The following is a 12,897-nucleotide window of genomic DNA, read 5'->3' as shown; positions in this document are numbered from 1 at the left end:
GTCCGATACCGGCTGACGCCACCCCAAATGAGGCGCCGAACAGGTAAGGATTTGGTTATAAATAACTTCCCTATTATTTGACTTAGGGTAGGCGGGTTCGGTAACTCGATTGACAGGTGTCGGCGGCAGGGAAAGCCGCCGCCAAGCCTACAAGGATGTATTTACGGCGCCCTGTCAAGCGAGTCACCGAACCAGCCAGAAAGCCCATGATTTCAATAAGTTATTTATCACGAAATCCTAAATAAGGACCGCTAAAAATCATCAATGCGATGAGAGCCAAAATCCAGCTTAATTCGTAGCGAACCACTTGCTGTTGACGAAGATCGACGGCCCGCAATGCCCGGCTAAGCTGCTCCGGCGTTTCCAGATGATGATAGTGCAGGCCTGTAATTCCCGCCAAGCGCTGCAGAACCTGTTCTTGAACCGACGTCAAATACTCTCCCGATGAAACCTGCCCTTTGCGAATACGCCTATCTGCTTCATCGACTTGCCAATAGCCGGTTTGAATATTGTTTTGGTCGTATTTAGGAATCGGAACCGGCAATAGATTACCGACCCCGACCAACAAGCCTCTAACCTTGCCTCGCTCAAGCAGAAATCTCGGCTCTTTGACAGACTCAGGCGTTTGCTGCCCATCGGTAAAAAAAACCAGACTGGGACTCGAATCGATTTTTGCGGCTTCGCGAAGACTCGTATATAAGCCTCTAGCGATATGACTATCCGCAGCCCAAGCCATGCGCCAATCGATTTTCATTAGACTTTCTTCAATGACCGAGTAGTGTTCGCACACTTCGAGCGGCTCGAACAACAAAAAGCTATTTTTTGTGGTAAACAGACCCAAACCCACATGCGATTGACAAGGCAAAGCCGAAATCACCGTTTTCAGGCTCTCCTTAACAAAGGAAAGACGGTCCGACGGCATGTCGTCGACATGGTAATCGCGCGCATTCATACTTTGCGTGATATCGATAACAAAAATCAGATTATAGCTGTCCTTGCGAAGCGGAATGGTCGGTTTAAACAAAGCAAGTACCAGCAAGACAGCGGGCAACATCAACAACCAAAGACGCTTATCCTTAAGCAGCATTAAGGCCCGCCTTCCGGTATACCCGGCATAATCGCATGCACGCTACTTTTATGACCTTGCCAGTCGGCTTTTTCCGCCTCCTTGGCAGGCGGACGAATGCGCAGAGCGAATTCAAGATTGTAGCGCGCCTGCCAATACTCAGGCTCGACCGCTAATACCTGCTTAAAGGCCTGCTCGGCCAGATCCAGCAACGTATTGATTTGCCCATATTCCCAAACGCCCTTGGCATTCCATAACTTGGCCGCCTGCTGCAAATAAATAGTGCCCATGTTATATTTAACGTCGACACGAAAATCGGTATCGACAAGCGGCTCTATTTGTAAATAAAGCCGCAAGGCTTGTTGAAAATCCCCTTCCCTATTGAGTTCAACGGCTTTGGCAAAAATCACTTCGGGCGGCAAATTGTCGCCGGCAAGGGCAATCGTGCCAGGTTGTCGAATCATCGCATTGAACTTCATCAGCTGTTGCAATTCAGTGAGTTCGCGCACAGACCATGCCGCTAACACAAACAACAGCAACCAAGCACCTACCGGGTGATAGGAATTCCAAAGCGTTATTTTTTTCGGCCGTTTAAATATCTGCATCATTTGCTTGTCAATTCGATATCGGCGGTATGCATATCGTAGATCAAAATTCGGCACCGGGGTGCCCGTCAAAGGACGCCGTGAATACGTCCATGTAGGCTCTATGCCAGCTCCATGCTGGCAAAGCCTTTGCGAGCGCCATGGATGGCGTGAATGTCGATTTTGCATTACGCCACGGATGGCGTGTATTAGGGCAATGCAGGAGCAATTGCCGAGGAGCAAAAATCGACCGAACACCCCGGCGCCTCCTTAGGCACTGCCGAAATTTGAAGTGCGAAAGGTATACCTTTTTTTCGGCATTCTACTGTAGATTTAGGGTTTGAAAAACCGCTAAATCGGCGAACCGTCAAAAGCCTGGCAAAGACTCGCGGAAATCTAATATACCGCGGAGTTTGTCAGCAACTTACCGGCTAAGTTAAACTGATACCGTTTACCCATGCGGAGTCGCTGTTCATGTCAGGTTTCTTCAGAAAATTACTCGGATTCGTGTTGCTGCTGACAACAATAGGCTTGGCAACGTGTCAATCAATGCTGAAAGCCGAACCGGTATTCGATCAACTGCTGCTTTCGCAATCCAAACAATGACGCAAAGCCACAACTTTCGAAAGCCCAAGCGCTTTACCTCGGACTCCTTGCAAAAATACTCACCAAGAGGCTTGCTGCTCTATTTTCTGCCGATCGCTTTGCTGCCGGCAATCGTGATTGCGCTGGCCAAAGGCAATTTGACCGCGATCCTCATCAACGCCACGGCTTATACCTTGTATCTATTCTCGGCCTGGTGTTTGCGTAAAGGGCTTCAAGCCGAAGCGCGCCATCAACAAAGACCGATGGCCCCTCCGACGAAGTATCCATTAAAATTGCTTGCCGCTATCATTACCGCATTGGCGACAGGCATGCTTGCCTGGCTCGGCGCACGGCAAACCTTACCGGTCGCGGCAGCATACGCAGGGGGAGCGTTTTTGGGCATGTTTTTAAGTTACGGTTTCGACCCCAAAGCCAAAAGCACACAAGGCGCTCAGGGCTATTCGGGCGAAGAACTCGGCAAAGCGCTTGCCGAATCTCACGCCATGATTCGGCGTATCGAGCAAGCCGGCAGCAAAATCCGCAATCACGAATTCAATAACCGCATCGAACGAATCTGCGAAATCGCCGACAACATAATCGCCCAAATCGAAGCCGATCCGCGCGATTTTCGAAGGGCCCGAAAATTTCTCAATGTCTATCTCGACGGCGCGATGCAAGTTACCGAAGGTTATGCCAAAACGCATAGTCAACTCCAACTCGGCCAACTAGAACCCGCCCAATTGGAACAAAGCTTTCGCAATGTTCTCGAAACGATCGAAACATCGTTTCTGGAACAACAGCAAAAACTGCTTGAAGACGACATTTTCGATCTCGATGTCAAAATCGAGGTATTGACCGCGCAACTCAAACGGGAAGGCATACTGTAATGCTTTCTGACAACACAGGTACCCCCATGACTGATCAACCTTTATCTACAGCGACCGCAACAGAATCGAACGAGCCGATCCCCGGAATGTCGACAGACATCATTTCCTATCAAGCCGCCCCGCCGGAAAAAAGGGAACAAGTCGAACAATTGCTACAAGAAATCGACATAAACGATACCCATTCGATACTGTTCTTCGGCAGCAAGGCCCAAGAACAACTGACATCGATTTCCGACCGCATGCTCGCCGGCGTCAAAAACAAAGACATCGGCCCGGCCGGCAACGACCTCAATGAAATGGTCGCGACACTACGCGGCTTCGATGTCGACGATCTCGATCCGAACAAAAAACCGAGCTTTATGGCGAAACTCTTCGGCAAAGCCAAACCCGTCGTTAAGTTTTTGCAGCAATACGAAGAAGTCCGTAAACAAATCGATACGATCAGCGACAAGCTGGAGCGCCACAAAACCGAACTACTCACCGACATCACATCGCTCGACCGGCTCTATCAAGCCAATTTGGAATACTTTCACACGCTCGAGGATTACATCGCCGCCGGCGAAGAACAATTACGCAGGCTCGATGAAGAAATCATTCCGCAGCGGCAACAACAAGCCGAAACCGGACAAGAAATCATCGCCGCGCAACAACTGCGCGACCTGCGCTCGGCCCGCGACGATCTCGAACGCCGCGTTCACGACCTACGCCTGACCCGCCAGGTTTCGATGCAAAGCCTACCCAGCATCCGCCTGGTACAAGAGAACGATAAAGGCCTAGTCAGCAAAATCAGCTCGACGCTGGTCAACACAGTACCTTTATGGCGTCAACAATTGGCGACCGCCGTCACCATATTCCGCTCGTCTCAAGCCGCGCAGACCGTTAAAGCGGCGACCGATTTGACCAACGACTTACTAACCGCCAACGCCGAAACGCTCAAGCAAGCCAACGCCGAAACGCGCAAACAAATCGAACGCGGCGTATTCGATATTGAAACGATCAAACAAGCCAATCGCACCCTGATCGAGACGATCGAAGAAAGCCTGCAAATTGCCGATCAAGGCAAAAAAATGCGCCGCGAAGCGGTCGTTCAACTGCAGGAATGCGAAGATGAACTACGCAAAACGCTCAGTTCCGCTCAGAGCAAGACGGCGAGCTGAGTGCTCCGTGGGAACCCAAGTACAAACACGAAACACATGCCGACAGGGAAACACCGGTATGCATTCCCACGCCGGAGCGCTCATCGTTATATACCCATCGCAGATCAAAATTCGGCGCCGGTGTGTCCGTCAAAGGACGCCGTGAATACATCCCTGTAGGCTCTATGCCAGCTCCATGCTGGCAAAGCCTTTGCCGCACACCCCGGTGCCTCCTCAGGCACTGCCGAAATTTGAAGTGCGAAAGGGATACATAAATTGGGTACGCTGCGCGTACCAAAGCCGTGCCCTGGCGGTTCGGTTGGCACATGAACATCGCAGGGCTACCATGGTACGCACAGCGTACCCTACGCGGATCACCTTGCGTTAGGTCTGGGATATCCGAGGGTGTTAAGGATTTCGTAATAAATAACGCCCTGGAACTATGCGTTTAGTTGAGGGTTCGGTAACTCGCTTGACAGGACCGCCGTGAACCCAGCACCTAAATTATCCAAGATAGTTAACCATAGACAATGGATTATGGAATTTAGGTGCTGGGTGAATACATCCCTGTAGACTCTAGCCAGCTCCAGGCTGGCAAAGCCTTTACCGGACACCCAGGCGCCTCCTCTGGCACTGCCAAAATTTGAAGTGCGAAAGGTATAGATCCACTAGAACAAGGTTTCATTTTTGAACATTTCCAACAAACGCTCAATATCGCCGGATGCTCCTGTCAAGGAATTAGGCGTTAATTGTTCCCAAAAGTCGAAACAGCCGTCAAGGCTCTCTAACTCTTCATCGCTAACTTTATTAAAGCCCATCGTCCAATCTGAAAAAGCACGCTCTTTAATTTGCTTCTTGTAAATAACCGAGACTTTATGGTGCCTTGAATCTTCTTTAATGCGGTTAAACGAGTCCATCACGACTTTTTCCTCGCCTTCCAATATTTGAATAAAGAAAGGATCAAGGTGAAGCAGCATGCCGGTAATATTTAATTTTTTATTTTTTTCTCTTGATTTTTTTAACAAGGCTTTCAAGTCGTCATCGGACATTTCCTGACTTGAAACGCTGGTATAAACCAAACAATAAAGCGGCATTAACAATTCTCGCAACAACTTAACGCATCAAACAAGTGGCGAGTTTAACCCAGGACTCTTCTCATTGCCAGGCATTCCCTTATTTAAAGTATGGGTTGGTGTCTTAAAATCATTGACATATACCGCTACCGCCCGCGTTTCTCTATGGGTTTCTTCAGCAATTCCCAATTTGGGTATCAAAAAGAGTGTGTGGGGAGGGGGCATGCTTGGCGAGGATGTCGGCAGCAGGGCAGATATTTTGCTCCTCGGCAATTGCTCCTGCATTGCCCTACTACACGCCATCCTTTGCGTTCGAGCTGCCGTCAAGCCTCCATGGATAGAACTTCATACCTTTGTTGCCGAGAAAACTCGGCATGCATTGTCACGCTGGAGCGCGGAAACTTATACCGGGCGCCATCCTTGGCATTTTTATGCGTTCTCGACGCTTAAACTTCGTGATAGATGGCCGCGCCTTCTTCAAGAAATTCCTTGGATTTTTCTTCCATTCCCATCAACAGGGCTTCTTCTTCTTTCACCCCTTTTTGAGCCGCGTAGTCGCGCACATCCTGGCTGATTTTCATCGAACAAAAATGCGGTCCGCACATCGAACAGAAATGGGCAATCTTGGCCGATTGTTTCGGCAGCGTTTCGTCATGAAACTCGCGTGCGCGCTCGGGATCGAGGCCGATGTTGAATTGGTCTTCCCAACGGAATTCGAAGCGGGCTTTCGACATTGCATTGTCGCGTGCTTGAGCGCCCGGATGACCCTTAGCTAAATCGGCGGCGTGCGCGGCAATTTTGTAAGTCACGATACCTTCGCGGACATCCTGTTTGTTAGGCAAACCCAAATGTTCTTTTTGCGTAACGTAACATAGCATCGCGCAACCGTACCAACCAATGTTCGCGGCACCGATCGCCGAGGTTATATGGTCGTAGCCAGGAGCGATATCGGTCGTTAGCGGACCTAAAGTATAGAATGGCGCTTCATGACAGTCTTCAAGCTGCTTTTCCATGTTGATCTTGACCATGTGCAACGGCACATGACCCGGTCCTTCGATCATCGTCTGCACGTCATGCTTCCATGCGATCTTGGTCAATTCGCCCAAAGTTTCCAATTCGGCGAACTGCGCTTCGTCGTTGGCATCGTAAATCGACCCGGGACGTAAACCGTCACCTAACGAAAAGGAAACATCGTAGGCTTTCATGATTTCGCAGATTTCCTCGAAGTTGGTATAGAGGAAGCTTTCGGTATGATGCGCCAAGCACCATTTGGCCATGATTGAACCGCCGCGAGACACAATCCCGGTCATACGTTTGGCGGTCATCGGCACATGCTGCAACCGCACGCCGGCATGTATCGTGAAATAATCGACGCCCTGCTCGGCTTGCTCGATCAACGTGTCGCGGTAAATTTCCCAAGTCAGTTCCTCTGCCTTGCCGTCGACTTTTTCCAGCGCCTGGTAAATCGGTACGGTTCCGATCGGCACAGGCGAGTTACGCAATATCCATTCGCGGGTCTCATGGATGTTCTTACCTGTCGATAAGTCCATGATCGTGTCGCCGCCCCAGCGAATGCCCCAAAGCATTTTTTCGACCTCTTCTTCTATGGAGGAAGTCACCGCCGAATTACCGAGGTTGCCGTTGATCTTGACCAAAAAGTTGCGTCCGATAATCATCGGCTCCAATTCGGGGTGGTTGATATTGGCTGGAATGATCGCCCGTCCGCGCGCCACTTCGTCGCGTACGAATTCAGGCGTAATCACATCGGGAATCGATGCGCCGAAAGATTGCCCGGGATGCTGATCTTTCCATAGATCGCGCATTTCTTCCATTTTTTGGTTTTCGCGGATCGCGATGTATTCCATCTCCGGCGTTATGATGCCTTTTCTCGCATAGTGCATTTGCGAAACATTCGCACCGGCCTTGGCACGTCTTGGCTGACGAATAAGCTCGAAACGCAAATGTGCTGTTTCGGGGTCATGCAATCTTTCATGACCGAATTTTGATGTCGGGCCTGACAACAACTCGGTATCGCCACGCTCCTCAATCCAAGAGGAACGCACCACCGGCAGGCCTTTTCTTAAATCGACCGTGACATTAGGGTCGGTATACACACCTGAAGTATCGTAAACGTAAAGGGGGGTATTTTTTTCAGCACCGAAATGCACGGGAGTATCGGATAACGTAATCTTGCGCATCGGCACTTTGATATCAGGCCGACTGCCTTGTACATAGACTTTTTCCGATGCCGGATAAGGATCGATTTTGACACTACTGACAGTAGTCGAAGGAATTTCTTGGCGGACTGCGCTCACGCTTTTCTCCTGAAATATTATCAACGAGGCGCAGGGAAGTTGGCTTCCCTACGCCGGTATTAGCCGGAGTCAGGTTCAAAGGGTTTTTCTCAGCCCCAATTCGCATCGGAGCACCCCTAGCCTTACGGTATAGGTCTAAACTAAAGGATAATTATCAAGATTGCAAGCCTGAAAACACCTATGCCAGAAAAGACCCCCCTGTATTTTATAGGTTCGAATAACATCCCCTCTTGACTCCGACAATTAACTCCTTCTGCGGGACGAGTAATTTAAACCATTCCCGACTTTTCGCTTTGCCCTAAACATTTCGACTTGCTTCGGTCAAGGTAGAAATCTTTATCCTGATTTCACTTGGAAAAGCAGCAATGACTTGACCAATAGGATAAAATGCGCACTTTTATTTCGTTACCAATATATTACATGGATCTTAACGACCTCAATCAAATCAACAAAGCCAGTTCGTCGGCTCGCAAAGACTTGATCCGCCTTAGCCTAGGGCTTGCATTTATACTTTTGGTTGTTCTTTATTTAATTAGTAAAGAACACGTCGAAGGACACTTAATGCTGGTTATCGCCGCTGTTTTCGGAAGTTACATGGCATTGAACATCGGCGCTAACGATGTGGCCAATAATGTCGGCCCTGCAGTCGGATCGAAAGCGCTGACGATGACCGGCGCCATTGCCATTGCCGCTATTTTCGAGGCTTCCGGCACGCTAATAGCCGGCGGAGACGTAGTTACGACCATCAAGGACGGCATCATCAACCCTCAACTGATTCGCGACTCCGATACTTTTATCTGGCTGATGATGGCGGCACTACTGGCTGCAGCGATTTGGTTGAATGTGGCGACCTCGCTCAATGCACCGGTTTCGACAACTCACTCTATCGTCGGAGGCGTTTTAGGCGCAGGAATCGCCGCTGGCGGATTTGAAATCGCTAATTGGCCGATCATGGGAAAAATCGCAGCCAGCTGGATCATTTCGCCGGTTTTGGGAGGTCTGTTCTCAGCCGTTTTTTTATATGTGGTCAAGCGAAAAATCACTTATCAACCGAATATGCTGATAGCGGCACAAAAGGTCGTCCCGGTATTGATCGCGTTGATGACTTGGGCGTTTTCAACCTATTTGATCATGAAAGGCCTAAAACAAATCATTAAAGTCGATTTCCCGATCGCCGCCTCGATCAGCCTCATTTTCGCCATTGTCATTTTTCTTATCGTCAAACCTCGCATTGTTAAGGCATCTATTCATCTTGAGCCTAGCAAGGCCAGTGTTAATAATTTATTCACTTTACCCTTAATCTTTTCCGCCGCCTTGTTGAGTTTCGCCCACGGGGCCAATGATGTCGCCAACGCGGTCGGCCCTCTCGCCGCCATAAACGATGCGATTTTTCAGCACGGCGTCAGCGATAAAGCATCTATTCCGCTTTGGATTATGATACTTGGCGCCACCGGCTTAGCGATAGGGCTTGCCTTATACGGCCCTAAATTAATTAGAACCGTAGGAAGCGAAATTACCGAGCTCGATAAAATGCGCGCATTTTGCATAGCAATGTCGGCTGCCATTACCGTAATATTCGCCAGTCAAATGGGGCTCCCCATCAGTTCCACCCATACTGCAGTTGGCGCGGTATTCGGCGTCGGCTTTTTAAGGGAATATTTAAAACACAGCAATGCCAAAAGAATGGAAGAAATCCGCGCTCACCACGAGCATAACGACCCTGAAAAAATCGCCGAATTTTTGAATGCCTTTAAAAAAGCATCCATCGCCAAAAAAGGGAAAATGCTTAAGGAGCTAAAACGACAAGCCAAACTACAAAGCGACACCAGCCTACTCACTAAAAAAGAACGCAAATCGCTGAAAAAAGTCTATCGCCAAGAGCTTGTCAAACGCTCTCATCTCTACAAAATCGCCGCTGCATGGCTAGTTACCGTTCCTCTATCGGGAATACTCGGCGGTTTATTGTTTTTTACGATCAGAGGGATCATGCTTCCTTAATTATAGGGAAAATCTTTCCTCTAGACTGAAAAGCGTGTCGGCTAAGGCAGAATTTCCCGTCACATAACCTTTGCACTTGAAGTTTCGGCCTCGCTTGAGGAGACACCGAATTTTGATCTTTGATGGGCGTATACCGAGCACTCGATCACATTGCAAAAAATTAACATTAAAATTCTTGGAAAAATGCTTTTTTGTGAAAGCAATGTTAAAATCCTTTTTGAAACCCGCGATTTAACAGCAGAGAGTACGGATGTCGACTGAGCCTCAGCACACACCTTATCAAAAACCTGCTTTGGAGTTTAAGAGCAGTACATTCTCAGTGCCTGTCCTAATTCCTTATACACATGACCTGACTGTTATCGAGCATCAGCTACAACAAAAAATCAATCAAGCGCCTGAGTTTTTTAGACACTCCCCGATACTCATCGACCTACAGGAACTGAATAAGCAATCGCTTAGCCTGAACGTAGCCGAATGCATTGAATTATTAAGGGAACTAGCCCTTCTTCCGATAGGTATCCGCGGCGGCCTACATGAGCAGAATGAAGCCGCGTTGACATTAAATATTCCAAAAATTTCAGCCCAGCAAAACATTAGCCATCAAGATACCGCTCAAAAACTCGAAAAAATAATACCTGAACCGGAACCCGAACCAGAAACATCGGAGCAACCCACTACCCGGATTGTTACGCACCCGGTCCGCTCCGGCCAACGAATCTACGCGCACGGCGACTTGATCGTGCTGTCCCAAGTCAGCGCAGGCTCCGAGATCATGGCCGAAGGTAATATTCATGTTTATGGAACTTTACGAGGAAGAGCATTGGCGGGCATTCAAGGCAACACCGAGGCCAGAATTTTTTGCACTGATTTACAAGCCGAACTCATTTCCATTGCCGGTAATTATAAAATAAGCGAGGATTTGGATGAGTCGGTACGCAACAAACCGGTCCAAATCTATCTCAATGATTTGGCATTAATCATTCAGGATTTATAATTTCACGTCTCGTTGGAGGACAATCAGTTGGCTAGAATCATCGTCGTAACATCCGGAAAAGGCGGAGTTGGAAAGACAACAACCAGTGCAGCCATCGCTATGGGACTCGCTAAAAAAGGACATAAAACTGCGGTTATCGATTTCGACGTAGGCTTAAGAAACCTTGACTTAGTGATGGGCTGCGAGCGCCGCGTAGTCTATGATTTAGTTAATGTCATCAATGGCGAAGCCGCACTTAATCAGGCATTGATTCGCGACAAGCGCTGCAATCAACTGTATATTTTGCCGGCCTCACAAACCCGCGATAAGGAAGCATTAACTATAGAAGGCGTCGGCAAGGTTCTCGAAGAACTCGCTAAGGAATTCAAATATGTCGTTTGCGACTCGCCAGCCGGCATCGAAAAAGGCGCCACTCTTGCGATGTATTTCGCCGATGATGCCTTCGTCGTAACGAACCCGGAAGTTTCATCGGTCCGCGACTCGGACCGCATGCTCGGCATTTTGGCCAGCAAATCGAAACGAGCCGAAAACAACGAAGAGCCGATTAAAGAATATTTATTACTGACACGCTATTCTCCCGATCGCGTAAAATTAGGCGAAATGCTCAGTGTCGAAGACGTACAAGAAATCCTGTCCCTGCATCTGTTAGGCGTCATACCGGAATCCAAATCGGTACTAAACGCATCGAACTCGGGCATTCCTGTCATTTTGGACGAAAAAAGCGATGCCGGCCAAGCCTATGACGATGTAGTTGCCCGTTATTTAGGCGAAGACAGGCCGCACCGCTTTATCGATGAAGAGAAAAAGGGCCTTTTTGGAAAGCTGTTCAGGAGTAAATAATGAGTTTACTGGATTACTTTAGAACTACTAAGCCAAGCTCGGCATCCCTTGCCAAGGAAAGATTGCAAATTTTGGTGGCGCACGAACGCTCCTCAAAAACGCAACCCTCTTATCTCCCACAGTTACAAAAGGAACTTCTTGAAGTGATTCGAAAGTATGTCAACGTCGAGCAAGATGCGATATCGGTTAATTTCGAGCAAGACGACGATCAGGAAATTCTCGAACTCAATATAGTGCTACCCGACGAGCACGACAAGGTTTCTTAAACTAAATGAGGTGAAAAAAATGACTGATACGATCGGACAATCCGCTGGGAAAATCTGGCAATTCTTGAATGATAACGGCGCGACCAGCGTCAGCAAAATCTCGACCGAAACCGGGCTGAATAAGAATGATGTTCAGCGCGCGCTCGGCTGGCTTGCCAGAGAGGATAAAATCAGCATAGAACTCAAAAACGGGCGCACCGAAAGCATTTCACTGATTGAATAATAATTTAATTGCCCAATATCGGCAACTGTACCTATAACCGGCAGTCTCATCTGTCGGTTTTTTTAATGCAATTCCCTATGCCGAATAATGATATTAAGCGCTTGAGATTTGTATTGTTTGGCCAATAAATCGGCCAAATATACCGAGCGATGCTGCCCTCCGGTACATCCAATAGCGATAGTGAGATAACTACGCCCCTCTTCTTCGAAGCGAGGAATCCAACGCTCGAGAAAAGCGCTAACGTCTTGAAAATATTCAATCACATTAGGTTCTCGATCAAGAAACTCGATTATTGCTCGATCCTTACCGGTCAGCCCCCTCAATTCCGGCACCCAATAAGGATTAGGCAGACATCTAACATCGAAAATAAAATCGGCATCAAGCGGAACTCCATGCTTGAAACCGAAAGACTGAAATTGAATGGAAATATGTCGAGCATTGCGTTCACCAACCTGATCCCTGATTAGATCGCGCAACTGATGATAATGCGTACGACTGGTATCGATCACAAAATCCGCGAGCCGCGCTATCGGCTTGAGAATTTCTTTTTCGATAACCAGCGCTTCTTTAAGCGGCAGATTATAGTCGGTCAAAGGATGCCGACGCCGAGTCTCGCTGTAACGCTTTAACAACACCGCCTCTTCGGCCTGCATGAACATCACCTCGCATTCGATCCCCTTCGATCGAATTAGTTTAATGATGCTGGCAAAATTCAACAAACTATCGCTTTGATTACGAGCATCGATGCCGATCGCCGTTTTTTCATAGGTTTTCCGATCGGCCAACATGACATCATTGATAAAGTCCTCGAGCAAGGTCACCGGCAAGTTATCGATACAATAAAACCCGCAATCCTCCAGCGTGGTTAACGCAATACTTTTACCGGACCCGGAAAGCCCGCTGACGATAAGCAATTTCATGATAAAAGTT

13 protein-coding genes and 1 riboswitch are annotated in these 12,897 nt (G+C 48.4%); of the genes, 7 read left to right on the top strand and 6 right to left on the bottom strand.

What is annotated here, in order from left to right; all coding sequences use genetic code 11:
* Positions 1-82: 82 nt before the first annotated feature.
* Genes MEALZ_RS23690 through MEALZ_RS03215 form a run of 3 tightly spaced genes read right to left on the bottom strand, consistent with a single transcriptional unit; the run spans position 83 to position 1,674 of the window.
* Positions 83-208: a hypothetical protein gene (locus MEALZ_RS23690; RefSeq protein WP_269844357.1), complete on the bottom strand. Its 126-nt coding sequence runs from the start codon at positions 206-208 to the stop codon at positions 83-85.
* A gap of 12 nt (positions 209-220) precedes the next feature.
* Positions 221-1,087 (bottom strand): vWA domain-containing protein, encoded by an 867-nt coding sequence (locus MEALZ_RS03220; protein WP_014147163.1) that lies wholly within the window; start codon positions 1,085-1,087, stop codon positions 221-223.
* Positions 1,087-1,674 (bottom strand): MxaK protein, encoded by a 588-nt coding sequence (locus tag MEALZ_RS03215; protein ID WP_014147162.1) that lies wholly within the window; start codon positions 1,672-1,674, stop codon positions 1,087-1,089. The genes MEALZ_RS03220 and MEALZ_RS03215 overlap by 1 nt, the downstream gene beginning before the upstream one ends.
* 515 nt (positions 1,675-2,189) lie before the next feature.
* On the opposite strand from MEALZ_RS03215, the gene MEALZ_RS03210 reads away from it, so the two are divergent.
* Together MEALZ_RS03210 and MEALZ_RS03205 are read left to right on the top strand one after the other, a co-directional pair.
* On the top strand, positions 2,190-3,122 hold the full coding sequence (locus MEALZ_RS03210) for a 5-bromo-4-chloroindolyl phosphate hydrolysis family protein (RefSeq protein ID WP_223842342.1): 933 nt from the start codon (positions 2,190-2,192) through the stop codon (positions 3,120-3,122).
* Between the two features lie 26 nt (positions 3,123-3,148).
* Positions 3,149-4,279 (top strand): toxic anion resistance protein, encoded by a 1,131-nt coding sequence (locus MEALZ_RS03205; protein ID WP_014147160.1) that lies wholly within the window; start codon positions 3,149-3,151, stop codon positions 4,277-4,279.
* Between the two features lie 647 nt (positions 4,280-4,926).
* Here the strand turns inward: MEALZ_RS03205 and MEALZ_RS03200 are convergent.
* Positions 4,927-5,352, bottom strand: coding sequence for a BLUF domain-containing protein (locus tag MEALZ_RS03200; RefSeq protein ID WP_014147159.1), 426 nt, complete (start codon positions 5,350-5,352; stop codon positions 4,927-4,929).
* A gap of 425 nt (positions 5,353-5,777) precedes the next feature.
* Positions 5,778-7,646 (bottom strand): phosphomethylpyrimidine synthase ThiC, encoded by a 1,869-nt coding sequence (thiC, locus tag MEALZ_RS03195; protein ID WP_014147158.1) that lies wholly within the window; start codon positions 7,644-7,646, stop codon positions 5,778-5,780.
* Positions 7,647-7,674: 28 nt separating this feature from the next.
* Positions 7,675-7,774, bottom strand: a riboswitch (TPP riboswitch).
* A 292-nt stretch (positions 7,775-8,066) separates the two neighbouring features.
* Here thiC and MEALZ_RS03190 point away from each other — a divergent pair.
* From MEALZ_RS03190 to MEALZ_RS03170, 5 genes are all read left to right on the top strand, one after another.
* The gene (locus tag MEALZ_RS03190; RefSeq protein WP_046060957.1) at positions 8,067-9,644 is read left to right on the top strand and encodes an inorganic phosphate transporter; all 1,578 of its coding nucleotides are present in this window, start codon (positions 8,067-8,069) and stop codon (positions 9,642-9,644) included.
* 250 nt (positions 9,645-9,894) lie between these two features.
* Positions 9,895-10,638, top strand: coding sequence for a septum site-determining protein MinC (minC, locus tag MEALZ_RS03185; RefSeq protein WP_014147156.1), 744 nt, complete (start codon positions 9,895-9,897; stop codon positions 10,636-10,638).
* A 27-nt stretch (positions 10,639-10,665) separates the two neighbouring features.
* Entirely contained in the window at positions 10,666-11,478 is an 813-nt protein-coding gene (gene minD, locus MEALZ_RS03180) for a septum site-determining protein MinD (RefSeq protein ID WP_046061333.1), read from the top strand.
* Positions 11,478-11,744, top strand: coding sequence for a cell division topological specificity factor MinE (gene minE, locus MEALZ_RS03175; protein ID WP_014147154.1), 267 nt, complete (start codon positions 11,478-11,480; stop codon positions 11,742-11,744). Before minD ends, minE begins: the two co-directional genes overlap by 1 nt.
* A 19-nt stretch (positions 11,745-11,763) precedes the next feature.
* Positions 11,764-11,967 carry a winged helix-turn-helix domain-containing protein gene (locus MEALZ_RS03170; RefSeq protein ID WP_014147153.1) on the top strand — a complete coding sequence of 68 codons (204 nt, stop codon included), beginning with the start codon at positions 11,764-11,766 and terminating at the stop codon, positions 11,965-11,967.
* A 62-nt stretch (positions 11,968-12,029) separates the two neighbouring features.
* Here MEALZ_RS03170 and rapZ read toward each other — a convergent pair whose 3' ends face one another.
* Complete coding sequence (rapZ, locus tag MEALZ_RS03165) at positions 12,030-12,887, bottom strand: RNase adapter RapZ (protein WP_014147152.1); 858 nt, start codon at positions 12,885-12,887, stop codon at positions 12,030-12,032.
* Positions 12,888-12,897: the final 10 nt, after the last annotated feature.

Source organism: Methylotuvimicrobium alcaliphilum 20Z, from assembly GCF_000968535.2.
Classification (GTDB): domain Bacteria; phylum Pseudomonadota; class Gammaproteobacteria; order Methylococcales; family Methylomonadaceae; genus Methylotuvimicrobium; species Methylotuvimicrobium alcaliphilum.
The sequence above is the reverse complement of the archived record's forward strand: the minus strand, read 5'-3'. Positions and strand labels throughout refer to the sequence as shown.

Excerpts from the sequence above, each read along its gene's own strand:
- minC (WP_014147156.1), top strand. The coding sequence starts at position 9,895 with ATGTCGACTGAGCCTCAGCACACACCTTATCAAAAACCTGCTTTGGAG.
- MEALZ_RS03215 (WP_014147162.1), bottom strand. The coding sequence starts at position 1,674 with ATGATGCAGATATTTAAACGGCCGAAAAAAATAACGCTTTGGAATTCC.
- MEALZ_RS03220 (WP_014147163.1), bottom strand. The coding sequence starts at position 1,087 with ATGCTGCTTAAGGATAAGCGTCTTTGGTTGTTGATGTTGCCCGCTGTC.
- rapZ (WP_014147152.1), bottom strand. The coding sequence starts at position 12,887 with ATGAAATTGCTTATCGTCAGCGGGCTTTCCGGGTCCGGTAAAAGTATT.
- MEALZ_RS03170 (WP_014147153.1), top strand. The coding sequence starts at position 11,764 with ATGACTGATACGATCGGACAATCCGCTGGGAAAATCTGGCAATTCTTG.
- MEALZ_RS03200 (WP_014147159.1), bottom strand. The coding sequence starts at position 5,352 with ATGCCGCTTTATTGTTTGGTTTATACCAGCGTTTCAAGTCAGGAAATG.
- MEALZ_RS03205 (WP_014147160.1), top strand. The coding sequence starts at position 3,149 with ATGACTGATCAACCTTTATCTACAGCGACCGCAACAGAATCGAACGAG.
- MEALZ_RS03190 (WP_046060957.1), top strand. The coding sequence starts at position 8,067 with ATGGATCTTAACGACCTCAATCAAATCAACAAAGCCAGTTCGTCGGCT.
- MEALZ_RS23690 (WP_269844357.1), bottom strand. The coding sequence starts at position 208 with ATGGGCTTTCTGGCTGGTTCGGTGACTCGCTTGACAGGGCGCCGTAAA.
- minE (WP_014147154.1), top strand. The coding sequence starts at position 11,478 with ATGAGTTTACTGGATTACTTTAGAACTACTAAGCCAAGCTCGGCATCC.